At 74.2% G+C, this 25991-nt stretch carries 20 protein-coding genes, 5 pseudogenes and 1 riboswitch; of the genes and pseudogenes, 12 read left to right on the top strand and 13 right to left on the bottom strand.

Translation table 11 applies throughout. The features are described 5' to 3' along the window. Both ACZ411_RS05310 and ACZ411_RS05305 read right to left on the bottom strand, forming a co-directional pair. Positions 1 to 657, bottom strand: coding sequence for an ECF transporter S component (locus tag ACZ411_RS05310; RefSeq protein ID WP_464169040.1), 657 nt, complete (start codon positions 655 to 657; stop codon positions 1 to 3). 34 nt (positions 658 to 691) lie between these two features. After that, a riboswitch (TPP riboswitch) is annotated at positions 692 to 802 on the bottom strand. A gap of 126 nt (positions 803 to 928) precedes the next feature. Continuing rightward, positions 929 to 1261, bottom strand: a complete 333-nt coding sequence (locus tag ACZ411_RS05305) for a hypothetical protein (protein WP_012038119.1) — start codon at positions 1259 to 1261, stop codon at positions 929 to 931. Positions 1262 to 1461: 200 nt separating this feature from the next. Here ACZ411_RS05305 and glgX point away from each other — a divergent pair, with 200 nt between their 5' ends. The 4 genes from glgX (at position 1462) to ACZ411_RS05285 (ending at position 9309) form a co-directional block, all read left to right on the top strand. Beyond that, positions 1462 to 3666 (top strand): glycogen debranching protein GlgX, encoded by a 2205-nt coding sequence (gene glgX / locus ACZ411_RS05300; protein ID WP_094115668.1) that lies wholly within the window; start codon positions 1462 to 1464, stop codon positions 3664 to 3666. After that, entirely contained in the window at positions 3663 to 6008 is a 2346-nt protein-coding gene (treY, locus tag ACZ411_RS05295; protein ID WP_464169030.1) for a malto-oligosyltrehalose synthase, read from the top strand. Before glgX ends, treY begins: the two co-directional genes overlap by 4 nt. A gap of 2 nt (positions 6009 to 6010) precedes the next feature. After that, positions 6011 to 7813, top strand: coding sequence for a malto-oligosyltrehalose trehalohydrolase (treZ, locus tag ACZ411_RS05290; protein ID WP_464169028.1), 1803 nt, complete (start codon positions 6011 to 6013; stop codon positions 7811 to 7813). Between the two features lie 182 nt (positions 7814 to 7995). Continuing rightward, a complete protein-coding gene (locus tag ACZ411_RS05285) occupies positions 7996 to 9309 on the top strand; it encodes a UDP-glucose dehydrogenase family protein (RefSeq protein WP_104289136.1) in 1314 nt (437 codons plus the stop codon). A gap of 106 nt (positions 9310 to 9415) precedes the next feature. Here ACZ411_RS05285 and ACZ411_RS05280 read toward each other — a convergent pair whose 3' ends face one another. The 6 genes from ACZ411_RS05280 to ACZ411_RS05255 form a co-directional block, all read right to left on the bottom strand. Next, positions 9416 to 9889, bottom strand: a complete 474-nt coding sequence (locus tag ACZ411_RS05280; protein WP_464169025.1) for a DUF4190 domain-containing protein — start codon at positions 9887 to 9889, stop codon at positions 9416 to 9418. Between the two features lie 11 nt (positions 9890 to 9900). Next, entirely contained in the window at positions 9901 to 11193 is a 1293-nt protein-coding gene (locus ACZ411_RS05275; RefSeq protein ID WP_464169023.1) for a DNA polymerase IV, read from the bottom strand. A gap of 81 nt (positions 11194 to 11274) precedes the next feature. Continuing rightward, positions 11275 to 12270 (bottom strand): oxygenase MpaB family protein, encoded by a 996-nt coding sequence (locus tag ACZ411_RS05270; protein ID WP_104289134.1) that lies wholly within the window; start codon positions 12268 to 12270, stop codon positions 11275 to 11277. A gap of 116 nt (positions 12271 to 12386) precedes the next feature. Continuing rightward, on the bottom strand, positions 12387 to 12860 hold the full coding sequence (locus ACZ411_RS05265; RefSeq protein ID WP_464169020.1) for a DUF1697 domain-containing protein: 474 nt from the start codon (positions 12858 to 12860) through the stop codon (positions 12387 to 12389). Further along, on the bottom strand, positions 12848 to 13861 hold the full coding sequence (locus tag ACZ411_RS05260) for an FAD-binding oxidoreductase (protein WP_464169018.1): 1014 nt from the start codon (positions 13859 to 13861) through the stop codon (positions 12848 to 12850). The genes ACZ411_RS05265 and ACZ411_RS05260 overlap by 13 nt, the downstream gene beginning before the upstream one ends. Next, positions 13828 to 14442 (bottom strand): sulfite oxidase-like oxidoreductase, encoded by a 615-nt coding sequence (locus ACZ411_RS05255; RefSeq protein ID WP_094115660.1) that lies wholly within the window; start codon positions 14440 to 14442, stop codon positions 13828 to 13830. Before ACZ411_RS05255 ends, ACZ411_RS05260 begins: the two co-directional genes overlap by 34 nt. Before the next feature lie 132 nt (positions 14443 to 14574). On the opposite strand from ACZ411_RS05255, the gene ACZ411_RS05250 reads away from it, so the two are divergent. Then, positions 14575 to 15081 (top strand): metallophosphoesterase family protein, encoded by a 507-nt coding sequence (locus ACZ411_RS05250; RefSeq protein WP_104289131.1) that lies wholly within the window; start codon positions 14575 to 14577, stop codon positions 15079 to 15081. Here ACZ411_RS05250 and ACZ411_RS05245 read toward each other — a convergent pair. Both ACZ411_RS05245 and ACZ411_RS05240 read right to left on the bottom strand, forming a co-directional pair. Further along, positions 15008 to 16345: a M20/M25/M40 family metallo-hydrolase gene (locus ACZ411_RS05245; protein ID WP_464169015.1), complete on the bottom strand. Its 1338-nt coding sequence runs from the start codon at positions 16343 to 16345 to the stop codon at positions 15008 to 15010. The two genes, ACZ411_RS05250 and ACZ411_RS05245, sit on opposite strands and share 74 nt — an antisense overlap. Next, positions 16293 to 16727 carry a hypothetical protein gene (locus ACZ411_RS05240; protein WP_464169013.1) on the bottom strand — a complete coding sequence of 145 codons (435 nt, stop codon included), beginning with the start codon at positions 16725 to 16727 and terminating at the stop codon, positions 16293 to 16295. Before ACZ411_RS05240 ends, ACZ411_RS05245 begins: the two co-directional genes overlap by 53 nt. A gap of 187 nt (positions 16728 to 16914) precedes the next feature. On the opposite strand from ACZ411_RS05240, the pseudogene ACZ411_RS05235 reads away from it, so the two are divergent. The 7 genes and pseudogenes from ACZ411_RS05235 to ACZ411_RS05205 form a co-directional block, all read left to right on the top strand. Continuing rightward, positions 16915 to 17019: pseudogene (locus tag ACZ411_RS05235) on the top strand (short chain dehydrogenase); the annotation flags it as partial. A 288-nt stretch (positions 17020 to 17307) separates the two neighbouring features. Then, positions 17308 to 17826, top strand: coding sequence for an SDR family NAD(P)-dependent oxidoreductase (locus ACZ411_RS05230; RefSeq protein ID WP_464169011.1), 519 nt, complete (start codon positions 17308 to 17310; stop codon positions 17824 to 17826). Positions 17827 to 17890: 64 nt separating this feature from the next. Beyond that, positions 17891 to 19577: pseudogene (locus tag ACZ411_RS05225) on the top strand (long-chain-fatty-acid--CoA ligase). Between the two features lie 96 nt (positions 19578 to 19673). Further along, positions 19674 to 20670: pseudogene (locus ACZ411_RS05220) on the top strand (SDR family oxidoreductase). 9 nt (positions 20671 to 20679) lie between these two features. Continuing rightward, positions 20680 to 22161, top strand: a pseudogene (locus tag ACZ411_RS05215) (phytoene desaturase family protein). Between the two features lie 22 nt (positions 22162 to 22183). Then, positions 22184 to 22630 (top strand): SRPBCC family protein, encoded by a 447-nt coding sequence (locus ACZ411_RS05210; protein WP_104342955.1) that lies wholly within the window; start codon positions 22184 to 22186, stop codon positions 22628 to 22630. Positions 22631 to 22694: 64 nt separating this feature from the next. Continuing rightward, positions 22695 to 24390: pseudogene (locus ACZ411_RS05205) on the top strand (long-chain-fatty-acid--CoA ligase). Here the strand turns inward: ACZ411_RS05205 and ACZ411_RS05200 are convergent. From ACZ411_RS05200 to ACZ411_RS05190, 3 genes are all read right to left on the bottom strand, one after another. Then, on the bottom strand, positions 24387 to 24677 hold the full coding sequence (locus tag ACZ411_RS05200) for a hypothetical protein (RefSeq protein WP_464169008.1): 291 nt from the start codon (positions 24675 to 24677) through the stop codon (positions 24387 to 24389). The pseudogene ACZ411_RS05205 and the gene ACZ411_RS05200 overlap by 4 nt on opposite strands. Further along, positions 24674 to 25060 (bottom strand): hypothetical protein, encoded by a 387-nt coding sequence (locus tag ACZ411_RS05195; RefSeq protein ID WP_464169006.1) that lies wholly within the window; start codon positions 25058 to 25060, stop codon positions 24674 to 24676. Before ACZ411_RS05195 ends, ACZ411_RS05200 begins: the two co-directional genes overlap by 4 nt. Positions 25061 to 25170: 110 nt before the next feature. Continuing rightward, positions 25171 to 25884, bottom strand: coding sequence for a DedA family protein (locus ACZ411_RS05190; RefSeq protein WP_464169004.1), 714 nt, complete (start codon positions 25882 to 25884; stop codon positions 25171 to 25173). Between the last annotated feature and the right edge of the window lie 107 nt (positions 25885 to 25991).

Raw genomic sequence — 25991 nt, 5'->3', positions numbered from 1 at the left:
TCAGACGCGGGCCGCGGTGTCGCGGCCCGAGGCGAAGCGCGAGAGCGCGCCCGTGCGGGCGAGCGCCCGCGCGACCAGCCACGAGAGGAGGCCCGCGATGACCGCGCCGGAGACCAGCGCCGCGATCGTGTAGACCGTGGCGAACAGGGCCGACGACCCCGGGTAGTAGGTGATGAGGTCGGTCATCGCCATGGCGAGGCCCGCGCCCATCCCCGCGAGGACGGCCACGTAGGCGCGCCAGTTCGCGTAGAGGAACACGAGGAGCACGAGCTCGGCCCCGAGGCCCTGCGTGAGGCCGGAGAGCAGGGTCCCGACGCCCCAGACGTTGCCGACCATCATGGAGACGAAGGCCGCGAGGAGCTCGCCGTAGAGTGCGGCGCCGGGCTTCCGGATCACGATGCCCGTGAGGACCCCCGCGAACAGCCACCCGCCACCCGCGAGCGCCTGCAGGCCCGGGAGGAGGGGCTCGAAGAAGCCGCCGATGGGTACGGAGGCCGTGTTCCAGAGGACGAAGACGAGGCCGGAGGCCACGCCGAGGACGCTGGCCACGACGATGTCGATGACGCGCCATCGCGAGCGGAGGCCCGAGCGGGGAGCGCGGGGGACGTCGGCCGACGAGGCGGAGGCGGGTGCGGTGGTCGAGGATGATGCGGTCACTGTCGTGCCCTTCTAGGTGAGAGGGAGAGGGCACGGGTAGAGAAAGGAAACCTCCCTGCGCTGGCATGATCCAGATCAGGTTCGACGGTCGAAGATTGGGGATCTTCCTCTCAGCCCGGCTCACCGGACTCCCGTGTTCCCGCCGAGCATAGCGCCCGCGCGACCCGACGCGGCGGCATCGTGCAGCCGCGCCGGGCGACCGAGGGCGGCCGGACGCACGGGAGCGCGGGCGCCCGAGGGCACCCGCGCTCCGCGTTGGTCGTGCTGCCGGCTACTTCAGCGTCTTGATGAGCTTGACGAGGACCTTGCCGGAGATCCAGATGACGGGGGTGGCCACCGCGAGCAGGGCGATGACGTTCGGCTGGAAGCGCACCTCGCCGTCGGTGGCGATGTAGGCGCCGATCGGCCAGGTGGCGCCGCCGCCACCGCCGCCGCCCGCGACGTTGCCGTCGGAGTCGGGGAGGTCGCTGCCCCCGCCGAAGCCGTACCAGGCGAATGCCACGGGCACGATGGTCGAGCCGTCGATGTCGAGGGGGTCGCCGTAGACCGTCCCCACTCCGGCGTTCTTCACGTTCTCTGCGAGCTGTGCGACGAGGTTGGTCATGCGTCCCACCGTACCCCGCGAGACCCGGCGGATGCGGGTCGATCCGGGTCCTCACGGTACCCTCGCCCCTGGTGCGTCGCTGCGTCGCATCCGGCCTCCCCCGCCGCTGCGGCCCATGCGGATCCACCGCCTGCCCCGCCCCCGACGGATCGCGATCCCGCGCGCCGTCGGCGGACGAGTCGACCCAACTGGAGGACCACTTGCACACCTGGCCCGGAAACCCCTATCCGCTCGGCGCGACCTTCGACGGGAGCGGCACCAACTTCGCGCTGTTCAGCGAGGTCGCCGAGTCGGTGCAGCTGTGCCTCATCGAGGAGGACGGCACCGAGACCCGCGTGGACGTCACCGAGGTGGACGCGCACGTGTGGCACTGCTACCTCCCGCACGTGCAGCCGGGGCAGCGCTACGGCTACCGCGTCACCGCGCCCTACGAGCCGGAGGCCGGCCACCGGTCGAACCCGGCGAAGCTCCTCCTCGACCCGTACGCCAAGGCCACCTGCGGCGAGTTCGACTGGCACCCGTCGCTCTTCGCCTACGAGTTCGGCGACCCCGACAGCCGCAACGACGAGGACTCGGGCCCGCACATGATGCTCGGCGTCGTGGTGAACCCGTTCTTCGACTGGGACGGCGACCGGCTCCCCCGCACCCCCTACAGCGAGTCCGTCGTCTACGAGGCGCACGTGAAGGGGCTCACGCAGCTGAACCCGCGGGTGCCCGAGGAGCTGCGGGGCACCTACGCCGGCATCGCGCACCCCGCCGTGATCGACCACCTGCAGCACCTCGGCATCACCGCGATCGAGCTGATGCCCGTGCACCAGTTCGTGCAGGACAACACGCTGCTCGAGAAGGGGCTCCGGAACTACTGGGGCTACAACACCATCGGGTTCTTCGCGCCGCACAACGCCTACTCCTCCACGGGCGAGCTCGGGCAGCAGGTGCAGGAGTTCAAGTCGATGGTGCGCGCGCTGCACGCGGCGGGCATCGAGGTCATCCTCGACGTCGTCTACAACCACACGGCCGAGGGCAACCACCTCGGGCCGACCCTCTCCTTCAAGGGCATCGACAACCAGGCCTACTACCGGCTCATGGAGGACGACCCCACCTACTACATGGACTACACGGGCACCGGCAACTCCCTGAACGTCCGCCACCCGCACTCGCTCCAGCTGATCATGGACTCGCTGCGCTACTGGGTCACCGAGATGCACGTGGACGGCTTCCGCTTCGACCTCGCGTCGGCGCTCGCCCGCGAGTTCTACGACGTCGACAAGCTCGCCACCTTCTTCGAGCTCGTGCAGCAGGACCCGGTGGTGTCGCAGGTCAAGCTCATCGCCGAGCCCTGGGACGTGGGCCCCGGCGGATACCAGGTCGGCAACTTCCCGCCGCAGTGGACCGAGTGGAACGGCAAGTACCGCGACACCGTGCGCGACTTCTGGCGCGGCGAGGCGTCCTCGCTCGGGGAGTTCGCCGCCCGCATCACGGGATCCGCCGACCTGTACGAGCACTCGGGCCGCCGACCTGTGGCGTCCATCAACTTCATCACCGCGCACGACGGCTTCACGATCGCCGACCTCGTCAGCTACGACGAGAAGCACAACGAGGCGAACGGCGAGGGCAACGCCGACGGCGAGAGCCACAACCGCTCCTGGAACATGGGAGTGGAGGGGCCGACCGACGACCCGGCCATCCTCACGCTGCGCGGCCGACAGCAGCGCAACATGCTCGCGACGATGATCCTGTCGCAGGGCGTGCCGATGATCCTGCACGGCGACGAGCTCGGCCGCACCCAGCAGGGCAACAACAACACGTACGCGCAGGACAACGAGATCAGCTGGGTGCACTGGGACCAGGCCGATCAGCCGCTCGCGGAGTTCACGGCATCGGTCGTGCGGCTCCGCAAGGAGCACCCGACCTTCCGGCGCGGGCGCTTCTTCGACGGCCGACCCGTGCGCCGCGGCGAGGGCGAGCCGCTGCCCGACATCGTGTGGCTCGACGCGGACGCGACGCCCATGTCGGACGACGACTGGGAGTCCGGCCTCCGCGCCATCGGGATGTTCCTCAACGGCAACGGGATCCGCGGGCGCGACCGCCGCGGCGAGGACATCTACGACACGCACTTCCTGCTCTACTTCAACGCCCACGACGCCCCCGTCGCGTTCACGCTCCCGTCGGACGAGTACGCGGACGCCTGGGAGACCGTGATCGACACCGCGGGCGTCGGAGCCGACTCGACGGCCCTCCGCGCGAGTAGCGTCGTCGATGTGCAGGCCAAGGCCCTCGTGGTGCTCCGTGCCTACACGGAACCCGAGGTGGAGCCCGACCACTCGGTCGCGGCGAGCCTCGCCGTCCTCACCCACGCGCAGGCCGACCGGCCCGCCGCAGAACCAAGGAGCGACATCAGTTGAGAACCCCCATCTCCACCTACCGGTTCCAGGTGCGGGAGTCCTTCGACCTCGCCGCGGTCGCCGACCAGCTGCAGTACGTGAAGGACCTCGGCGCGGACTGGGTGTACCTCAGCCCCATCCTCACGGCGGAGCCCGGATCCGACCACGGCTACGACGTCGTCGACCACTCGCAGGTCGACCCTGCTCGGGGCGGCGCGGCCGGCATGCGGGCCGTCGCCGACCGCGCTCACGAGCTCGGCCTCGGTGTGCTCGTGGACATCGTCCCGAACCACGTCGGCGTCGCGACCCCCGTCGAGAGCCTGTGGTGGTGGGACCTCCTCACGCACGGCACCGCGAGCCGCTACGCGGACGCGTTCGACGTGGACTGGGACTTCGGGGGCGGCAAGGTGCGCATCCCCGTGCTAGGCGACGGCGAGTCGGAGCTCGACGAGCTGCAGCTGGTCCGGGGCGACGACGGCGCCGTCGAGCTGCGCTACTACGACACCCGCTACCCCGTCGCCCCCGGCACCGCCGAGGACGACGCGGACGCGCGGACGGTGCACGCGCGCCAGTCCTACGAGCTGATCAACTGGCGCCGCGCCGACGCCGAGCTCAACTACCGCCGCTTCTTCGCGGTCAACACCCTCGCGGGCATCCGCGTCGAGCTGCCGCGCGTGTTCGAGGAGTCGCACGCCGAGATCTCCCGCTGGTTCCGCGAAGGGCTGGCCGACGGCCTGCGCGTCGACCACCCCGACGGCCTGCTCGACCCCAAGGCGTACCTGGACGACCTCGCGCGCATCACCGGCGGCGCCTACGTGCTCGTCGAGAAGATCCTCGAGCCCGGCGAAGCGCTCCCCACCGACTGGGCGACCGCCGGCACGACGGGCTACGACGCGCTGGCCGAGATCGACCGCGTGCTCGTCGACCCCGACGGCCAGGTCGAGCTCGACCACCTCGACGCGTCGCTCCGCGGCCTCCCCCAGGGAGAGGTCGTCAGCTGGGCCGACATGATCCGCGGGACCAAGCGCGGCATCGCCGACGGGATCCTGCGCAGCGAGGTGCTCCGCCTCGAGCGCCTCGTGGAGGACGCCCCCGCGGACGCCGCCGACGCGCTCGCGGAGATGCTGGCGACCTTCCCCGTCTACCGCAGCTACCTCCCCGGCGGTCTCGCGCACCTCGAGCAGGCGGCCGACGCCGCCCGCGCCAGCCGCCCCGACCTCGTCGGCGCCATCGACGCGCTCATGCCGCAGCTCTCGGACCCCGCCACGGCCGTCGCCCAGCGGTTCCAGCAGACGAGCGGCATGGTCATGGCGAAGGGCGTCGAGGACACCGCGTTCTACCGCTACTCCCGCCTGGTGTCCCTCAACGAGGTCGGCGCCGACCCGTCGATCTTCGCGATCGACGTCGACGACTTCCACGCGCGCCAGCAGGAGCGGCACCGCATCGCGCCGCACGCGATGACCACGCTGTCCACGCACGACACCAAGCGCGGCGAGGACGTCCGCGCCCGGATCGACGTGCTGTCCGAGACGCCCGAGGCCTGGCGCGAGGCCCTCGAGCAGCTCCGCGAGGTCGCGCCCACGGGCGACGGCCCGTTCGAGAACCTGCTCTGGCAGACCCTCGTCGGCACCTGGCCCGCGTCCCGCGAGCGCCTGCACGCGTACGCCGAGAAGGCGTCCCGCGAGGCGGGCGACTCCACCACGTGGACCGCGCCGGACGAGGCCTTCGAGAAGCGCATGCACGCGCTCGTCGACTCGGCGTTCGACGACCCGCGCGCCCGCAGCATCGTGGCGGGCCTCTACGACCGGCTCTCCAGCCCCGGCTGGTCGAACGCGCTGGCGGCCAAGGCGATCCAGCTGACGGCCCCGGGCATGCCCGACGTGTACCAGGGCAGCGAGCTGTGGGAGACGAGCCTCGTGGACCCGGACAACCGCCGCGAGGTCGACTTCGGCATGCGCCGCGCCGCCCTCGACGCCGTGCTCACGGGCGCCGAGCCCGCGATCGACGAGACGGGCGCCGCCAAGCTCCTCGTCACGGCGCGCGCCCTGCGGCTCCGACGCGACCACCCGGAGCTCTTCTCGGGCTACGAGCCCCTGCACGCGACGGGCGACGCCGCGGCCCACGTCATCGCGTTCGACCGCGGCGGCGCGATCACCGTCGCGACCCGCCTCCCCGTGGGACTCGAGACCGGCGGCGGGTGGGGCGCGACGTCGCTCACGCTGCCCGAGGGCGACCTCGTCGACCACGTCAGCGGCCGTCGCCTGCAGGGCGGTCGCGTCTCCGTCGCGGCGCTTTTCGCGGACTACCCCGTCGCGATCCTCGCGCCCGCATCCACCGCCGCCGACATCACCTCCGGGAGCTGAGCATGACCGACGACCGCTTCGACATCTGGGCCCCGAAGGCCCGCACCCTCGCCCTGTCCGTGGGCGACGAGCGCCTCCCGCTCTCCCCCGTGGGCGACGGGTGGTGGACCCTCGACGCCGAGCGCGCCGAGGCCCTGCCCTCCGGCGACCTCGACTACGGCTACCTCGTGGACGACGCCGACACGGCCCTGCCGGACCCCCGCTCGCGGCGCCAGCCGGACGGCGTCCACGGGCGCTCGCGCACCTACGACCCCTCGACCTTCGCCTGGACGGACCAGGCGTGGACCGGCCGGCGCCTCGCCGGGGCCGTCATCTACGAGATGCACATCGGGACGTTCACGCCCGAGGGCACGCTCGACTCCGCCATCGACCGGCTCGACCACCTCGTCGCGCTCGGCGTCGACCTCGTGGAGGTGCTGCCGGTCAACGGCTTCAACGGCACGCACAACTGGGGATACGACGGGGTGCTCTGGTACGCCGTCCAGGAGACCTACGGCGGCCCCGAGGCGTACCAGCGCTTCGTCGACGCGTGCCATGCCCGCGGACTCGGCGTCGTGCAGGACGTGGTCTACAACCACCTCGGCCCGTCCGGCAACTACCTGCCCGTCTACGGCCCGTACCTGCACGAGGCCTCGGCCAACACCTGGGGATCCAGCCTCAACCTCGACGGCGAGGACTCCGGTCCCGTCCGCGAGTACATCATCGACAACGCGCTCATGTGGCTCGGCGACTACCACGTGGATGCGCTGCGCCTCGACGCGGTGCACGCGCTCGTGGACCACACCGCGACGCACCTCCTCGAGGAGCTCGCGGTGCAGGTCGACGTCCTCGCGGCGCACGTCGGACGGCCCCTCACGCTCATCGCGGAGTCCGACCTGAACGACCCGGAGCTGATCACGTCCCGCGAGGCGCACGGCTACGGCCTCGACGCGCAGTGGAGCGACGACTTCCACCACGCGGTCCATGTGGCCCTCACGGGCGAGACGACCGGCTACTACGAGGACTTCGCCTCCCTGGGCGCCCTCGCCAAGGTGCTCACGCGCGGGTTCTTCCACGACGGCACGTGGTCGTCGTTCCGGGGCCGCGTCCACGGGCGGCCGCTCGACACCGAGCGGATCCCGACGCACCGCCTCGTGGTCGCGAACCAGAACCACGACCAGATCGGCAACCGCGCCACAGGCGACCGCCTCACGGCGACGCTCGACGAGGGCGGCCTGGCGCTGGCCGCGGTGCTCACGCTCACGTCGCCCTTCACGCCCATGCTCTTCATGGGCGAGGAGTGGGGCGCCACCACCCCGTGGCAGTTCTTCACGTCGCACCCGGAGCACGACCTCGGCGAGGCGACCGCGAAGGGCCGCATCGAGGAGTTCGCGAAGATGGGCTGGGACGAGTCCGTCGTGCCGAACCCGCAGGACCTCTCGACGTTCGAGGACTCGAAGCTCGACTGGGCCGAGCTCTACGGGGCGGAGGCGTCCGACTCGCGCCACGCGCGCCTGTTCGCGCTCTACGGCGAGCTGATCCGCCTCCGCCGGGCGCACCCCGACCTCACCGACCCGCGGTTCGCCGAGGTCGAGGTCGAGGTGCACGAGGAGGCGCGACTGCTCGTCATGGACCGCGGCGAGCTCTCCATCGTGGTGAACCTCTCCGACGAGGAGCGCCGCGTGCCCGTCGTGGGCGAGCGACCCGCGCTGCTGCTCGCCACCGCGACGGGCGTCGCGCTCGGCGACAACGAGGTGGTCCTGCCGGCGCGCACGGCCGCGATCCTCGGACCGGTGGCGGACTCCTCGGAGGCGCTGCTCTCCTGATCGACGCGGGGAGGAGGGGCGGGCGGATCCCGCGTCTCCTCCCCGCCCCGCCGACGAGTCGGCGGGCGCATGGTCGGCTGCTCCCTGCATGCTAGGTTCGAGCTGGCCGGGGCTGGGGGGCACGCCGACGATGTTCCCGCGCGTCGGTACGCGGCATCCCCCCTCGACGAAATGGACTTCCCGTGCGCATATCTGTCATCGGCTGCGGCTACCTCGGAGCCGTCCACGCGGCGAGCATGAGCCGCCTGGGTCACGAGGTCGTCGCCGTCGACGTGGACGCCGCCAAGGTCGCCGCGCTGCAGTCCGGCGTCGCGCCCTTCTTCGAGCCGGGGCTGCCGGAGCTGCTCACCGAGCAGCTCGCCACGGGCCGCCTCCGATTCACGACGGACATCGCCGAGGCCGCCGGTGCCCGCGTGCACTTCGTGGCCGTCGGGACGCCCCAGCGACGCGGGGAGAACGCGGCGGACCTCACGTACGTGGACGCCGCGATCGACGCACTGGTCCCCCACCTCGCCGAGGGCGACGTCATCGCGGGCAAGTCGACCGTGCCCGTCGGCACCGCGCGCCGTCTGGCCGAGCGGGTCCAGGAGCGCGTGCCCGGCGCCATCCTCATGTGGAACCCCGAGTTCCTGCGCGAGGGCTTCGCCATCGAGGACACGCTCACCCCCGACCGCTTCGTCTACGGCCTCCCCGCGGGCGAGGCCGGCGAGACCGCCCGCGCGGCGCTCGACGAGGTCTACGCGACGGCGCTCGGCACCGGGACCGCGCGGGTCACGACCGACTACGAGACCGCCGAGCTCGTGAAGGTGTCGGCCAACGCGTTCCTCGCCACCAAGATCTCCTTCATCAACGCCATGGCCGAGGTCTGCGAGGCCACCGGCGCCGACGTCACGCAGCTCGCGGACGCGATCGGCTACGACGATCGCATCGGACGGCGCTTCCTCAACGCCGGCATCGGGTTCGGCGGCGGCTGCCTCCCGAAGGACATCCGGGCGTTCATGGCCCGAGCGGGAGAGCTCGGCGCCGACCAGGCGCTGACGTTCCTGCGCGAGGTGGACTCCATCAACATGCGCCGCCGCGTGCGAGCCGTCGACGTGGCGCGCGAGGTGTGCGGCGGATCGCTCCTCGGGCGCAACGTGGCCGTCCTCGGCCTCGCCTTCAAGCCCGAGTCGGACGACGTGCGCGACTCGCCGGCGCTCAGCATCTCCGCGCAGCTCCAGCTGCAGGGGGCCCGCGTGCTCGCGACGGACCCGTACGCGAACGAGAACTCGCGCCGCAGGTTCCCGGAGCTCACGTACGTCGACACGTGGCAGGAGGCGGCTCGCGACGCCGACGTCGTCATGCTGCTCACGGAGTGGAAGCAGTACCGGGCCATCGACCCGGCGGAGCTCAAGGCCATCGTGTCGACGCCGGTCATCGTCGACGGGCGCAACTGCCTCGACCCGCTGGCGTGGCGCGCGGCGGGGTGGCGCTACCGGGGCATGGGCCGGCCCTAGCCGTCCCGCCCGCCCGCCGGCGCCGCCTTGCCGGGCAGCGTCGTCCGAGGGGCAGCGCTGTCCGAGGGGCAGCGCGACTCTCCGTCCGTCCGCGGGGGCGCGGACGTCAGCGGATCGAGATCAGCTGCCGGCAAGTCGCCGCCGCGCCGAACAACGCGGCGCCGGCGGTCAGCAGGAACACGAGCACCACCACGGGGATGAGCAGCAGGACGCCGTTGAGGATGAGGCCCGCGACCGCGAAGCCGCGGCCGGCCGGCTCCCGTCGGATGCCCACGATGCCGAGGACCAGCCCCACGATGGGGCAGAGGAACGTCCAGAAGAACACGACGGAGACGAGGCCGATGACCATCGACGCGACGCTGAGGCCCTTCGGCGGCGCGGCCGCGTAGACCGGCTGCCCCCAGGACGCGTACGCGGGGGCGGGGGGCACGGGCGCCGGCGCCAGGCCGTACGGCGCGGGCCCCGGCGCCCAGGGCTCGGGCGAAGGCGCGGGACTCCTGGCCGGCACCGCCTCGACGTGCTCCCCGTCCGGGGCCGGTGCGGGTCGGTCGTCGGGAACGGGAGCGGCGGGATCGGTCATCGTGGTCCTCGTCAGTCGGGCGGATGTCCCGGGAGGATACCGCGGGCGGCCGCCTCGGTGCGAGGATCCGACACGGTCGCGCCCTTCGCACCGGGCCGACGGAGGAGCGACGCCGGGCCGATGGCCCCGCGGCCGAAGCGCTGCGCGGCCTGGTCGACCGTGCGCTCGGCCTCGCGCCACCCCTCGTCGACGTCCCACAGCGCCACGGGGCGGCTGTCGGCGTCGTCGAGCTGCTCGGCGCGCGCTCCCACGAGCCGGATGCGGTCCCCCGGCCGGGCGACCTGCTCGTAGACGTCGCGGATCTCGTCGTAGATGCGCCGGGCCACGTCCGTCGGCTCGGACAGCGTGCGCGAGCGCGTGATGGTGCGGAAGTCGGAGTACCGGAGCTTGAGCGAGACGGTGCGCGCGGTGAGGCCCGCCCGCCGCAGGCGCTCGGCGACGCGCGTGGCCTGGCCGAGGAGCTCCCGCCGGATGATCTCCGGGTCGGTCACGTCGTCGTGGAACGTGTTCTCGTGGCCCATGCTCTTCTCCTCGCGGTGCGTGCTCACGCGGCGGCGGTCGCGGCCCCAGGAGAGGTCGTGCAGGCGGGCGCCGGCGGACTCGCCGAGCATCGACTGCAGGGCGGGCAGGGGCGTGTCGGCGATGTCCGCGACGGTGCGGAGACCGCGCCGCACCAGCGCCTCCTCCGTCGTCCGCCCGACGCCCCAGAGCGCGCCGACGGGCAGCGCGTGGAGGAAGGGCAGCGTCTCGGCCGCCGGGACGACGAGCAGCCCGTCGGGCTTGCAGCGCGTGCTCGCCAGCTTGGCGACGAACTTGGTGGACGCCGCGCCGACGGAGCAGGTGAGACCCGTCTCCGCGTGCACGCGGCGCCGGATCATCGCGCCGATCTCGGCGGGTGGGCCGAAGAGCCCCCGGGCGCCCGCGACGTCGAGGAACGCCTCGTCGATGCTGAGGGGCTCGACGAGCGGAGTGACATCGCGGAAGATGCCCATGACCACCTTCGACCAGTGCGCGTACTTCTCCATGTGCCCGCCGATGACGGTGGCCTGCGGGCAGAGCCGGAGGGCCTGCGCCATGGGCATGGCGGACCGGACGCCGAACCGACGCGCCTCGTACGTGGCGCTCGTGACCACGCCGCGACCGGAGGACCCGCCGACGATGACGGGCGTGCCCCGCAGCTCGGGGCGCTCGAGCAGCTCGACGGCCGCGAAGAACGCGTCCATGTCGATGTGCAGGATCGTGGCCGCCGAGTCGTCCGCGCTCGCGTCGGACGTGCGTCGGGTGGATCCGTCCTGCCTGCTCATGTCGTGTCCACGCTAGCCGGGCCCCCCGACATCGGACGCCGCGAGCCGTTCGGAGCCCCGGCGGCGCAGGACGGAGGCCGCTCAGGCCGCCGGTCGCTCCCGGTGGCCGGCGTCGTCACCCCGACCCGGACGAGGATCGACCGGAGCGGACCCGGACGTGCCGGGCTCGTCCGCGAGCCGCGCGATGCGCTTCAGGGCGGCCTCGTGGCTGGTGGACTGCTCACCCATGACCCGTCCGGCGACGCCGAGCATCACGCGGGTCGAGGCGAGGGCCGGCAGCGGGAAGGGCCCGAACGACGCCCGGTCGAGGCCGAGGAGCTCTCTGTAGCGCGGCTCCAGGGACGCCACCGCGCCGGCGAAGAGGACCCGGTAGGCCGGGAGCATCGAGGCGCGCAGCGGCGGCTCGCGGAGGAACGAGATCGTCTCGCGGGTGCGCTCGTCGGCACGCAGGAGACCCTGGTCGTGGAAGGCGTCGATCTGCGCGTGCAGCTCCGCGTGGGAGCGCGGCGGCGCCTCGACGCCCATCAATTCGCCGGCCTTCGCCCACTCGGCGACGTACCGGTCGGGGCCGCCGGGGATCGGGGGCCCCCACTGGAGGTGCGTGCTGAGGAACGCGTCGGTGAAGACGATGTGCACCCACGACAGGAGGTCGGGGTCGTTCGCGCTGTAGGGGCGCTCGACGCCGCGCCCGTCGACGAAGGTGCCCTGCACCTTGCGGTGGTACCCGCGGACGCGCCGGCTCACGTCGACCGCCGTGTCGCGGTCGCCGAACGAGGTGGTCACGACCCAGCGGACCGTGCCGGCGAGCCGGCCGAGCGGGTCCTCGCGATAGCGCGACCAGTCGTGCACACCCGCCATGGCACCCGGGTGGAGCGTCTGCATGAGGAGGGCGCGGATCCCGGCGACGAGCGACGGCATGCCCCCGTGCACGGCCCACACGGCCGAGCCCGGCCCGAACCAGCCCTCGTCCTCGCCCCGCTCCAGGTCCTGGATCCACTGGGGCCGGCCCTCGGAGTCCGCCGAGAACGTCTCCAGGATGTGGGACTTCCAGCGCTCCGCGAATCTGCTCACGTCCACGAACCTATCCCCCCGTCCGGGCCGTGAGGAGGCCCACGCGCCCGCGATGCCCGCGGGGGCCATGACGGGTCTCTGGGCGCCACCCCCGTGCGGGGGGCGTGGTCGCGCGCGTCCCCTCACGCATCGAGGAGCGCGACCAGCGCGGCGACCGTGCGGGCGTTCCGTGCCGTGACCGAGACGCCCAGCCCGCGCCAGAAGGACGCGGGCACGCGGGACCGGGACACCCCGTCGGGGTGCCACGAGTAGACGGCGTCCGGCCCGACCGACACGAGGTCGGGAGCGATGTCGTCCTCGGGCGGCGCGGGCGGCATCGGCCGCCGCGGCCGGTCGAGGAACGACACGATGAGCCGGGAGGGATCGTCCGTGACCCACGCGGAGGGGATGCCCGCCGCGATCCGCCGGAAGTCGTCGGCGGCGACCAGGTGCACGTCGGCCGTGACCCCGGTGGCGAGACGCACGGCGTCCTCGATGGCGACCGCCGCCCCGCGGCCGGGCGGCCGATCGTGGTCGACGACCGCGTTGCCGCTGCGCAGGTGCGTCCGGACGCTCCGGTATCCGAGGCCCTCCAGGGCCGCCGTCAGGTCGGCCATGGGCACCTGCTTCGCCCGTCCGACGTTGATCCCGCGCAGCAGCACGACCGTCCGTTCCACGCGCCACCCGCTCCCCGCGGCTCCGTCGCCGTCGTGACCAGTGTGCCGCGCGCGGGCCGCCGGCGGTACGGCCGGGGCTCCATCGGACGGCCTGCCCGCGTCCGGTCGGCTCGATGCCGGGCACGACGGGCGCGCACACGACGGGCGTGCGCGCGGCGGCCGTGCGCGCGGCGGACGTACGCGCGGGGGCGTCGCTCCCCCGACGGGCCGAACTGCTCGATGCGGATGGCGTCCCGGCCGACGCCCGCGTCGAGGAGGAGCCGCGTCGCGCCTCCGGCGAAGGCCGTGGACCCGCAGACGAAGGCCACGTCAGCGCCCTCGGCCAGTCGGGCGACCTCCTCCGCCCGGAGCCGGCCGAATCCGCGCGCACCGCGGCGCTCCCGCGTGGTCGCGACGAGCGCGCCCGCGGCCTCGAGCTCGTCGAGGCAGGGCACGTCCGCCGCGGTGCGCGCCGACACGGCCGCGCGGACGAGGCCGGGGACGCCGAGGTGCCGGGCGTGGCGGATCATCGACACGATCGGCACGGCGCCCGTGCCGCCGCCGAGGGCGACCGCGGGGGTCGCGCCGTCCCAGACGAGGAACCCGCCGATCGGCAGGCGCATCTCGATCTCGTCGCCGACGCGGGCGACGTCGGCGAAGAAGCCGCTGACCTCGCCGTCCTCGTAGCGCTCCATCAGCAACTCCACCTCCGGCTCGTGCGGGGCGGAGAGGAGGGAGTACGAGCGCTGCGCCGTGTACCCGTCCTCCGCGCGGAGTCGGACGACGCAGTGCTGCCCGGGGAGGTGCGGGATCCGGTCGGGCACGTCGAAGCGGAGGAGAACGGTCGCCGGCGTCGGGTGCTCGATCCCGGTGATGGTCGCGGTCCGCCACTCGCCGCCCACCGAGGCGGGCCCGGTGGCGGCGGCGCTCAGCGGTCCCCCTGGTAGCGCTGCTCGCGCCACGGGTCGCCCCGGTCGTGGTAGCCGTTGCGCTCCCAGAACCCCTGCTGGTCGCGGTCGAGGAGCGTGAGCCGGGCGATCCACTTGGCGCTCTTCCAGAAGTAGAGGTGGGGCACGAGCAGCCGCGCCGGACCGCCGTGGTCGGGGCTGAGCGGCCGGCCGTCGGCCTCCCACGCGATCCAGGCCCGGCCGCCGCGGACGTCCTCCAGCGGCAGGTTGGTGGTGTAGCCGGAGTGCGAGGTCGCCAGGACGAAGCGGGCCTCCGGGAGCGGGCCCGCCGCGTCCAGCAGCGTGTCGACGCTGACGCCGGCGAAGCGCGTGTCGAGGCGGCTCCACGTGGTCACGCAGTGGATGTCGCCCGCGTACTCGGAGCGGGGCAGGGCGTGCGCCTCGTCCCAGTCCCATGCCGTCGGGCGCTCGACGAGGCCGTCGACCGCGATGGACCACCGCGACTCCGGCAGGTTCGGCACCGCCTCGGCCGTGAGCACGGGCCAGCCGCCGTGCGTGTCGTACTGGCCCGGAGGGAGGCGGTCGGCCGGTCCCTTCCGGGGGCGGCCGACGAAGCCGCGGGTGATGCCGGTCATGGGCGCCTCCTCGAGGGGCGGTGGGCGGACGGGTCGTTGTCCATCATGGCGCGCGGGATGCAGGGCGCGGGGCGCGACGTCGACGGATCCGCCGGATCCGCCGGCGCGGCCGGCCGTCGGTAGCGTGGGCACGTGACCACCTCGCTCGTGCTGATCAGCGACACCCATCTGCCGAAGCGCGCGAAGGACCTGCCGCAGGCGCTCTGGCGGGCCATCGACGCCGCCGACGTGGTCGTGCACGCGGGCGACTGGGTCGACGAGGCGACGCTCGACGCGCTCGAGGCGCGGTCGGCCCGCCTCGTCGCCTGCTGGGGCAACAACGATCCCGAGGGCCTCCGCGCGCGGCTGCCGGAGACCGCGCGGGTGCGCATCGAGGGCGTCCGCATCGCGGTGACCCATGAGACGGGAGCGTCGTCGGGACGGGAGCGGCGCATGGACGCGGCGTTCCCCGACGCCGACGTGCTCGTCTTCGGCCACAGCCACATCCCGTGGGACACCGTGACGCCCGCGGGGCTCCGTCTGCTGAACCCGGGCTCGCCCACCGACCGGCGGCGCCAGCCCGACTTCACCTGGATGACCGGGACGGCGGCGGACGGCCAGCTTGATGTCGAGCTGCACCGGTCCGCGACCCGCGACTGACGACTAGCCGGCCGGCAACCGGGGGCGCGGCCTCGGCCTCGGCGTCGCCGACGCTCCCGCAGAAGTCGAGGATCGCGCCCTCCAGCACGTCGGCGAGCCGCCGGACGGAGTCGACCTCGGCCCACTCCTCGTCCGCGTGCGCGCCGCCGCCCGTGACCCCGAGGAGGATGCAGGGGATCCCCGCCTCCTGCACGAGCCCCGCGTCGGTCCAGAACGGCTCGCCGCGGTGCGGGACCGGTGCGCCCGTGACGCGGGCGCCGCTGTCGAGCACCGCCCGGGCGAGGGGTCCCTCGATGTCCGCCTCGAAGGCCGCGCGCGCCACGAGCACGACGAGCTCGGCGGCCATCCCCGGCGTGCGGGCGGCCACGGCCGAGAGCGCGGCGCGCAGCTCGGCCTCGACCTCGGCGGTGGACTGCCCGGGCAGGAAGCGCCGCTCGACCGTGAGGACGCACGCGTCGGCGACCGTCGCGGCATCCGAGCCGCCGTGGATCCGCGAGACGCGCACCGCGCCCGTACCGAGCAGCGGATGGCGCGGCCCGTCCGCGAGGCGGCCGGCGAGCGCGTCGAGCTCCCGGAGGACGAGGCCGGCGTGCGCGATCGCGTCGACGCCCTGCTCGGGCATCGACCCGTGGGCGGCACGTCCGCGCAGCCGCACCTCGTACCAGCCGAAGCCGCGGTGCGCGACGATCGCCTCCGACTGGCTGGGCTCGGAGATGACGGCGCCGTCGACGACCGTGCCGTCCGCGGCGAGCGCGCGGAGCGCCTCCTCCGTGCCGATGCTGGCGAACTCCTCGTCGGCGACGAGCGCGAGCACGACGTCGCCGCGCGTTCCGATCCGCCGGGCACGGTCGGCGGCGACCATCATCGCCGCGAGCCCCGCCTTCATGTCGAAGGCGCCGCGTCCGAGGAGCCGCCCGTCCTCGACCACGGGCGCGGTCCCGCCGCGCACCGGGTCGCCGGGCGGGACGGTGTCGAGGTGCCCGTCGAGGAGGATCGTCCGGCCGCCGCCCGTGCCGCGCACGGTCGCGAGCACGGTGGGCCGGGCCGGGGTGCCCTCGAGCACGCGCACCCGGAAGCCGCGGGCGCGCAGCCACGCGGCGGCGTGGGCGGCCACGGCGGCCTCGCCCGCCCCGCCCGCCACCAGGTCGGGGTTGGTCGAGTCCATGCGGATGAGCTCGACGGCGAGGTCGACGGGATCGACGTCGCCCGCGTCAGCGCGCTCGTCCCCGTCGCCGGGCCGGGCCGCGTCCACCGCCGAGCTCACGGCTGCGGGGGAGGTCGTCCGCCGGGCGCCCGGGAGCGCCGGCGCCCGTCTCGCCCGCGTCGCCCGCGTCGCCCATCTCGTCCAGGAGGCGCAGGGCGCTCTGCGGGACGACGACCCGGCGTGCCGGGGCGTCGCCGTCCGCGTCGTCCGCGCCGAGCTCCACGATCCACGACCGTCCCCGGGCGGTCGGCACCGGGCTGACGCTCCGCAGCCCGTCCGAGGCGGTCGCGACCACCAGGCCGACCGGCTCGCCGTCGAGGCCCGGGTCGCCGGTCGCGGACGCGCCGTCGACGATGACCACCACGGCGCCCACGCCGATCGCGTGCGAGGCGGCCGCTTCGCCCTCGTCGTCGGATCCGTCCCGGCCGCGTCTCGTCCACATGCCCCGATCCTCCCATCGGGCGTCCCGCGTCGGCGCCCGGCGCGCGGCGGTCCCGCGGCGGCGTCCGCGCGGCGGCGGTGCCGCGCAGGGGCTCCGCCGCCGCCGGCCGCACCGGGCGATGCCCGGCCACGGCGGCTAGCGTGGGGATCCCACCCCCAGGAGGAGTCCGCGTGCCCCGTCCACCGACATCATCATCAGCCCGCTCGACGGGCAGCGCGCCGTCGTCACCGGCGGCAACAGCGGCCTCGGCCTCGAGACCGCCCGCCGGCTGGCCGCCGCGGGCGCGTCCGTCGTCCTCACCTCCCGCGACCCCGAGCGCGGCGAGGAGGCGGCGGGCACCATCCGGGACCGTCACCCGGCGTCCACGTCGAGGTCGGCTCGCTCGACCTCGCCGACCTCGCCTCCGTCCGCGCCTTCGCCGACCAGGAGCGGGAGCGCGGGCCGATCGACGTGCTGGTCGACAACGCGGGCGTCATGGCGCCGCCGGACCGCCGCGAGACGGCGGACGGCTTCGAGATCCAGCTCGGGACGAACCACCTCGGGCACTTCGCCCTCACCGGCCTGCTGCTCCCCGCGCTCCGTGCCGCGGCAGGCGCCGCGCGTCGTCGTCGTCTCGAGCCTCGCGCACTGGATGGGCCGCATCGCGTTCGGCGACCTCCAGTCGGAGCGGCGCTACAGCCCGTGGGCCGCGTACGGCCAGGCCAAGCTCGCGAACCTGCTGTTCATGCGCCGCCTCCAGGCGCTGTCCGACGAGCGCGGGTGGGGCATCACGGCCGCGGCCGCGCACCCCGGCGTCACCTCCACGAACCTCGCGAAGAACGGACCGGGATCCGGCCCGAAGGGCGCCATGAGCGATCTGGCCGCCCGCTTCGGCCCGGCCGCGCAGGGCCAGGACGTCCGCGTGGGCGCCCTCCCGCAGATCCAGGCGGCGACGGGCCTGGGCGTCCACCCGGGCGACTACTACGGCCCCGCGGGCGCCGGCGGCATGAGCGGGATGCCGCACCTGGCCGCGTCCAGCCCCTGGTCGAAGGACGTGGAGCTCGCGCGCCGCCTCTGGGACGCGTCCGAGCAGCTGACCGGGGTCGTCTACCCGGCCTAGCCCGCGACCGATGCACGGCCGATGCGCCCGGGTTCCGCCCGGGCGCATTCCCTATGGTGGGGACATGAGCATCGACGCCGACCGGCCCTGGGTACGCAGCTACGCGGACGGGGTGTCGGCGGACATCCCGCCGGTGATCGGGTCCCTCGTCGACATGGTCGAGCGGTCCATCCAGCGGCACGCGAAGGCCGTCGGCGCTCCAGTTCTTCGGACGCGAGACCACGTACCGCGAGATGGGCGACCAGATCAGCCGCGCGGCCGAGGGGCTCCGCCGGCTCGGGGTGCGCAAGGGCGACCGCGTGGCGCTCGTGCTGCCGAACTGCCCGCAGCACATCGTCGCGTTCTACGCGGTGCTCCGGCTCGGCGCGATCGTCGTCGAGCACAACCCGCTGTACACCCGCGGGAGCTCCGCCACCAGTTCGAGGACCACGGCGCCCGCGTCGTCATCGCCTGGAACACGGTCGTCGGGACGATCCAGGACATGCCGCGGGACGTGCCGGTCGACACGATCGTCTCGGTGGACCTGCCGGCCGCGATGCCGCTCGCGACCCGCCTGAAGCTCCGCCTCCCCGTGCCGGCCGCGCGCCGCGCCCGCGCCGCGATCACGACGCCCGTCTCCGGCACGACCACCTGGGAGGAGCTCGTCGACCACCGCCGCATCGCCGCGTCGAGGCCCCGTCCGGTGCTCGACGACGTCGCGATCCTGCAGTACACGAGCGGCACGACCGCGGGCCCCAAGGGCGCGATCCTCACCCACCGCAACCTGCACGCGAACGCCATGCAGGGCCGTGCCTGGGTCCCCGGCCTCGCGGACGGCGGCGAGACGGTCTACGGCGTGCTGCCGATGTTCCACGCCTACGGCCTCACGCTCTGCCTCACCTTCGCCATGAGCATCGGCGCCCGCCTCGTGCTGTTCCCCAAGTTCGACGTGGACCTCGTCCTCGCCGCCGCCCGGAAGCACCCACCGACGTTCCTTCCCGCCGTCCCGCCCATCTACGAGCGGCTGGCCCGCGCGCAGGCGAAGCGCGTCGACCTGTCGGGCGTCCGCTTCGCCATCTCCGGCGCGATGAACCTGCCCGTCTCCACCGTCGAGCTCTGGGAGGGCCTGACGGGCGGGTACCTCGTGGAGGGCTACGGCCTCACCGAGACCTCGCCGGTCGCGCTCGGCAACCCGATCGGCCCGTCGCGGCGGCCCGGGACCGTGGGCGTGCCGTTCCCGAGCACCGAGGTGCGCGTCGTCGATCCCGAGGACCCTACCGTGGACCGGGCACCCGGCGAGGAGGGCGAGCTGCTCATCCGCGGGCCGCAGGTCTTCCAGGGCTACTGGCGTCGACCGGACGAGACGCGCGCGGCGCTCCTGGAGGGCGGCTGGTTCCGCACGGGCGACATCGTGCGCGTCGACGCGGACGGCTTCACGACCATCGTCGACCGGATGAAGGAGCTCATCATCACGGGCGGCTTCAACGTCTCGCCCAGCGAGGTCGAGGACGTCGTGCGCGGCGCCCCGGGCGTGCAGGGCGCCGCGGTCGTCGGACTCCCGTCGTCCGACGGCGGCGAGGACGTGACCGCCGCCGTGGTGCTCGAGCCGGGCGCGACACTCGACGAGGCCGCGATCCGCGCCCACTGCCGCGCGCACCTGACCGCCTACAAGGTCCCCCGCCGTGTCGTGCAGGTCGACGCGCTCCCCACGTCGCTCATCGGGAAGGTGCTTCCGCCGCCAGGTGCGCGACGACCTGCAGCGCGAAGGCTGACCACCGCCTGGCAGGACGCTCCCCGGTGCGGGCCGGACCGGGCCCCGGCCTACGGTGGGAACGCACCGTTCGTGCACCAATGATCTGAGGAGCACCATGACCCGAGGCATCGCCGTCGTCACCGGAGGATCGGCCGGGCTCGGCCGCGCGACCGTCCGCGAGCTCGCGGACCGCGGCTGGGACGTCGCCGTGCTCGCCCGCGGCGAGGACGGCCTCGCGGGCGCCGTGGCCGACATCGAGGCCCGCGGACGCCGCGGGCTCGGCATCGACCGACGTCGCCGACCGCCTGGCCGTCGAGGCCGCCGCCGACCGGGTCGAGGACGAGCTGGGCCCCATCGACCTCTGGGTCAACGACGCCATGGTCGGCGTCTTCGGCGAGTTCCTCAGCACGGACCCCGCCGACTTCGAGCGGGCCACGGCGGTCAACTACTTCGGCTTCGTCAACGGCACGCGCGCCGCACTGTCCCGCATGGTCCCGCGCGACCGCGGTCACGTGATCCAGGTCGGCTCGGCGCTCGCCCACCGCGGGATCCCGCTCCAGGCCGCGTACTGCGCCGCCAAGCACGCGGTTCAGGGCTTCACCGAGTCCGTCACGACGGAGCTCATCCACAACCGGAGCGCCGTCCGGATCTCCACCGTCGACATGCCCGCGCTCAACACCATCCAGTTCAACTGGGTCAAGTCGCAGCTCCCGCACCACCCGCAGCCGGTGCCTCCGATCTTCGAGCCGGAGGTGGGCGCCCAGGCCATCGCAGCGGTCGCCGAGAAGCCCAAGCGCCGCAACTGGGTGGGCGAGCCGACCGTCATGACGGTGCTCGGCAACCGCTTCGTCGCGAACTGGCTCGACGGGTACTTCGCGAAGGCCGGCTACACGGGCCAGCAGGCCGAGGACAAGACGCAGCCCATGCTGCCGACGAACCTCTACTCCCCCATCCCCGGCGACCAGGGCGCCCGCGGCATCTTCAGCGACCGGGCCCGCACTATGAGCCCCCAGGTCTGGCTCGTCCGCAACCGCGCCAAGGCCGTCGCCATCGGCGCGGGGGCCGCGCTCTCCGGCGTCGTCGCCGGGGCCGTCGCGCTCCGACGCCGCTAGCCTCGGACCATGGGTGACATCGACGCGATCGTGGTCGGCTCCGGACCGAACGGGCTGGCCGCGGCCGTGACGATGGCGCGGGCCGGGCTCCGCGTCCAGGTGCACGAGCGCGCCGCGACCATCGGCGGCGGCAGCCGCACCGCGGAGCTCACGCTCCCGGGCTTCCACCACGACATCTGCTCCGCGGTGCACCCCATGGCGCTCGCCTCGGGCTTCTTCCGGGCCTTCCAGCTCCATCGCCGCATCGACCTCGTCGTGCCGGACATCTCCTACGCGCATCCGCCTCGACGGCGGACGGTCGGGCGTCGCCTACCGGGACCTCGACCGCACCGCGGACGCGCTGGGCGTGGACGGCCGTGCCTGGCGCCGGCTGATGGGCCCGCTCGCGGCGGAGGCCGACCGGGTGGCGCAGTTCACCAACGGCCCGCTGCTGCAGGTGCCCCGGCACCCGCCCACCGCGATCCGCCTCGGGCTCCGCGCGCTCGAGCAGGGCTCGCCGCTCTGGACGTGCGCTTCCGCGGCGACGTGGCGCCCGCGATGTTCACGGGCGTCGCCGCCCACGCCATCCAGACCATGCCGAGCATCTCGACCGCCGCCGCCGCGCTCGCCCTCGGCACGTACGCGCATGCGCGCGGCTGGCCGGTGCCCGTCGGCGGCAGCCAGGCCATCGTCGACGCGATGGCGGACGACCTGCGGGCCCACGGCGGCGACATCGTCGCGGATTCCGAGGTCGCCTCGCTCGACGAGCTGCCCCGCGCCCGCGCGGTTCTGCTCGACACGAGCGCCCGGGCCCTCGCGCGCATCGCGGGCGACCGCCTGCCGGCGCGCTACCTCCGGGCCATCCGCCGGTTCCGCTACGGGAACGCGGCCTCCAAGGTCGACTTCGCCCTGTCCGGGCCCGTGCCGTGGACGGATCCCGAGCTGCGCCGGGCCGGGACCCTGCACGTGGGCGGGACGCGCGCCGAGATCCAGGCCGCGGAACGCGACGTCGCCGCGGGACGGCACAGCGACGACCCGTACGTCCTGGTCGCGCAGCCGTCGATCGTCGACCCCGGTCGCGCACCCGCCGGGCAGCACGTGCTGTGGGCGTACACGCACGTGCCCGCGGGATCGACGGTCGACCAGACCGAGGCGATCACGCGGCAGATCGAGCGGTTCGCGCCCGGCTTCCGGGACCTGATCCTCGCGTCCTCGAGCATCGACGCCGTGGGCATGGAGGAGCACGACCCCAACTACATCGGCGGCGACATCGCGGCCGGCGCCGCGACCGTGCGGCAGCTGCTCGCCCGCCCGGTGCTCTCGCCGGATCCGTGGCGGACGCCCGCCACGGGCGTCTACCTCGCCTCGAGCTCGGCCACCCCCGGCCCCGGCGTGCACGGGATGGCCGGGTACCAGGCGGCCCGCAGCGCGCTCCGGCACGAGTTCGGCATCGACCGCGGCCGAGCCTCGGGCTCTAGCCGCGTGTCCAGCGGATGGATTACCGCAGCCTGAGCGTCCGCGGCAGACTGAGGGCATGTCCGTCACCCGTCGCCGCATGCGCTGCTCCCCGTCCGACGTCGTCGAGGTCCTCTCCGACGGCTGGCTGTTCCCCGCGTGGGTGGTGGGCGCGTCCCGCATGCGCGCCGTGGACGACGCGTGGCCGGCGGCGGGCTCGCGGCTGCACCACTCGTTCGGCTCCTGGCCCGTGCTGATCGACGACGCCACAACCATGCTGGAGTGGGACCCGCCACGGCGCATGGTCATGCAGCCGAAGGGCTGGCCGCTCGGCGAGGCGCGCGTCACGGTCGAGGTGCGGACGCTCGCGGACGGGTGCGAGGTGCGCATGACCGAGCGCGCCGTGCGCGGGCCGGGCCGGTTCGTGCCGGCACCGCTGATGGACCTGCTGCTGCACGCCCGGAACGTCGAGACGCTCCGCCGCCTGGCCTACCTCGCCGAGGGCCGGCACGCCGGACGGTCCTGATCCACGCCCGCCCGTCGCCCCCGCGTCACCGGCCGCGACCCGCCCGCGACCTAGAGTGGGAGGGGTGACCATCCCCACGGACCGGCCCTGGCTGGCCAGCTACGCGCCCGACGTCCCGCACGAGATCGACCTCCCGCAGGGATCGCTCGTCGACATCGTCGACCAGTCCGCGCTGCGCTTCCCCGACGGGATCGCCCTCGACTTCCTCGGGGCGGAGACGAGCTACCGGGAGCTCGGAGCGCTCATCGCCCGCGCGGCCCGGGGCCTGCACGACCTGGGCGTGCGCGCCGGCGACCCGGTGGCGATCGTCCTCCCGAACTGCCCGCAGCACGTGGTGGCCTTCTACGCGGTCCTGCGCCTCGGGGCGGTCGTCGTGGAGCACAACCCGCTCTACACGCCGCGCGAGCTCCAGCACCAGTTCGAGGACCACGGCGCCCGCACCGTGATCGCGTGGGACAGGTCGGTGGCCACCATCCAGGCCCTGCCCGACGCCGTGCGCCCCGAGCGCATCGTGTCCGTCGACGTCACGCGCGCCATGCCGTTCCGCACGCGCCTGCTGCTCCGGCTGCCGGTGCCGAGGGCCCGCGCCGCGCGCGCGGCAATCGCGGCGGAGGTCACCGGGACCACGCGCTGGGAGCGCATCACGGCGTCGGAGCCGCTCGCCGCCGACCACCCGCGTCCGTCGGCGGAGGACCTGGCGGTGATCCAGTACACGAGCGGCACGACGGGAGCGCCGAAGGGCGCCGAGCTCACGCACCTCAACCTGAGCGCCAACGCGGCCCAGTCGCGGGCGTGGGTGCCCACGATCCCCCGCGGCACGAGCGTCGTCTACGCCGTGCTGCCGATGTTCCACGCCTACGGCCTGACGCTGTGCCTCACGTTCGCGATGAGCATGGGGTCCCGCCTGGTGCTCTTCCCCCGCTTCGAGCCGGACCTCGTCCTGCAGGCGATCCGCCGCCACCCGCCGACGTTCCTGCCCGCCGTGCCGCCCATCTACGCGCGCCTCCGGGAGGCGGCCGCGGCGGACGGCGTGTCCCTGGCCGGGATCTCCATCTCCATCTCCGGGGCCATGGCGCTCCCGGAGTCCGTCGTGGTGCCGTGGGAGGAGCAGACGGGCGGCTGGCTCGTCGAGGGCTACGGACTGTCCCAGTGCTCGCCCGTCCTCATGGCCAACCCCGTGGGCGACACGCGGCGCGCCGGCACGGTCGGGCTCCCCCTGCCCAACACCGAGGTGCGCGTCGTGGATCCCGAGGACCCGTCGCTGGACCGGCCCGCGGGCGAGCCCGGCGAGCTCCTCGTGCGCGGGCCCCAGGTGTTCCGCGGTACCACGGCCGACCGGAGGAGACCGCCGCCGTGCTGCTGGAGGGCGGCTGGTTCCGCACCGGGGACGTGGTGACGATCGACGCGGACGGCTTCGTCCGCATCGCCGACCGCATCAAGGAGCTGATCATCACGGCCGGCTTCAACGTCTCGCCGTCGGAGGTGGAGGACGCGGTGCGCGAGCTGGATCGGCGTCCGCGACGCCGCCGTGGTGGGCATCCCCCGGCGAGGGCGGCGACGAGGAGGTCGTCGCCGCGGTCGTGCTCGAGGACGGCGCGACCCTCGACGAGGGGGCCGCGCGCGCCGAGCTTCGCGACCGCCTGACGGCCTACAAGGTGCCGCGCCGGATCGCGGTGCTCGACGAGCTGCCGATCGTCGTCCCCTGCTCCGGCAAGGTCCTGCGGCGGAAGGTGCGCGAGGGGATCGTGGCGGGCGGCTAGAGGAAGTCGCCGCCGCCGAAGCCGCCGCCGAGGTCCGCGCCGCCGAAGTCGCCGCTGCCGAAGTCGCCGCTGCCGAAGTCGCCGCTGCCGAAGTCCCCGCTGCCGGGGTCGCTGCCCGCGTCACCCGCACCGGCATCGTCGGCCCCCGCGTCGCCGGCCCCCGCGTCGCCGCCGGCCGCATCCGCGCCGGCCTGGTCCTGTCCGACGCCGTCGGGGATGAGGGCCTGGGCGATCGCCGATCCGACCACCACGCCCGCGATGGTGCCGAGCATGGATCCGGCGATCATGCCGCCCATGCCCATGCCGCCACCCGCGCCCGCCAGGCCGCCGCGCGGTCCGAGCGTCCGCTCCAGGGTCCCGGGGCGCGCATCTCGGAGCGCGTGGCCGACCGGGCGAGGGACTCCGGGCGGTCGTCGACGGGGGCGTCACCCTCGGCCGCGTCGGCGCTGAGCTGGCGGAAGAGGATCTCGCGCTGCTCGGGGCTGAGCTTCTGGAAGGCCTCGACGTGCACCTCCTCGATGCGCTCGGGCGGCGCGGTGCGGAGCAGGTAGCGGTAGCGCTCGACGGCCACCTCGTCGGGGCTGCGCTCGGGAGCGCCCGCGTTCCCGGCCCGCGTGCGTCGGTCGTCGGACTGCTCGTCGCGGCCCAGGAGCCTGTCCAGGAATCCCATCGTCATGCCTCTCGCCGGGGCCGGATCGGCGCGTCTCGCCGACCGCGTCGGCCGGCGCCACCGTATTCCGCCCACCTGGGGAGACCCGTGGGAGCGGGATGGGGATCGGGTCAGCGCGCCGCGCGGCGTCGCTGCCCGTGACGGCGGACGGCGCGCCCGACGAGCAGGAGCAGGAGGATCCCCAGCACCGCGTACACCGCGTAGTCGAGGTACTGCGCGTACTGGTCGATGAGCTCGTACTGGCTGCCGAGCGCGGCGCCGAGGCCGATGAGCGCCCCGTTCCAGAGCCCGCTGCCGGCGATCGTGTAGAAGCTGAAGGTGCCGAGGTGCATGCCGGCGGCACCGGCCGGCAGCGAGATGAGGCTGCGGACGCCCGGCACCAGCCGGCCGAAGAACACGGCCGAGCGGCCGTGCCGGCGGAACCACGCGGCCGCGACCTCGAAGTCGTGGCGCTCGACGAGCGGCAGCCGGGCGAGCACGCGGATCGTGCGCTCCTCGCCGGCCTTCCGCCCGAGCCAGTACAGGAGGAGGGCGCCGAGGTAGGCGCCGAGCGTGCTGGCCACGATCACGAGGACCAGGTTCATGCGGCCGGTCGCGGCGACGAAGCCCGCGAGCGGCAGCACCACCTCGCTGGGGATGGGCGGGAACACCGTCTCGATGAACGTCATGGAGCCGACGCCGACCTCGCCGAGCGCCTCGATGACGCGCGCGGCGGTGCCCACGAGCCCGTCGAGGCCCTCCAGGGGGTCCTTCCCCGCGGCGGCGGGGTGGAGGCCCGCGACGGCGGTCGTCGGCAGGATGGTCGGCGGCAGGAGGGCGATCACCCGTCCACGGTACCGGGCCGTCCCCGGGAGGACGCGGACGCGTCGCCGGGCGGATCGGCCGCGGGCGCGACATCCCGCGGCACCGCGGACGCCGCCGCACGGCCGTC

This window comes from Clavibacter sp. AC415 (assembly GCF_979252985.1).
This window is presented reverse-complemented; position numbering and strand designations above follow the sequence as displayed.

Bases quoted from the DNA above. Each gene is read 5' to 3' on its own strand.
- ACZ411_RS05305 (WP_012038119.1), bottom strand. From the start codon at position 1,261: ATGACCAACCTCGTCGCACAGCTCGCAGAGAACGTGAAGAACGCCGGA.
- treZ (WP_464169028.1), top strand. From the start codon at position 6,011: ATGACCGACGACCGCTTCGACATCTGGGCCCCGAAGGCCCGCACCCTC.
- ACZ411_RS05280 (WP_464169025.1), bottom strand. From the start codon at position 9,889: ATGACCGATCCCGCCGCTCCCGTTCCCGACGACCGACCCGCACCGGCC.
- ACZ411_RS05275 (WP_464169023.1), bottom strand. From the start codon at position 11,193: ATGAGCAGGCAGGACGGATCCACCCGACGCACGTCCGACGCGAGCGCG.
- ACZ411_RS05265 (WP_464169020.1), bottom strand. From the start codon at position 12,860: ATGGCCGACCTGACGGCGGCCCTGGAGGGCCTCGGATACCGGAGCGTC.
- ACZ411_RS05255 (WP_094115660.1), bottom strand. From the start codon at position 14,442: ATGACCGGCATCACCCGCGGCTTCGTCGGCCGCCCCCGGAAGGGACCG.
- ACZ411_RS05240 (WP_464169013.1), bottom strand. From the start codon at position 16,727: ATGTGGACGAGACGCGGCCGGGACGGATCCGACGACGAGGGCGAAGCG.
- ACZ411_RS05210 (WP_104342955.1), top strand. From the start codon at position 22,184: ATGTCCGTCACCCGTCGCCGCATGCGCTGCTCCCCGTCCGACGTCGTC.
- ACZ411_RS05200 (WP_464169008.1), bottom strand. From the start codon at position 24,677: ATGATCGCCGGATCCATGCTCGGCACCATCGCGGGCGTGGTGGTCGGA.
- ACZ411_RS05195 (WP_464169006.1), bottom strand. From the start codon at position 25,060: ATGGGATTCCTGGACAGGCTCCTGGGCCGCGACGAGCAGTCCGACGAC.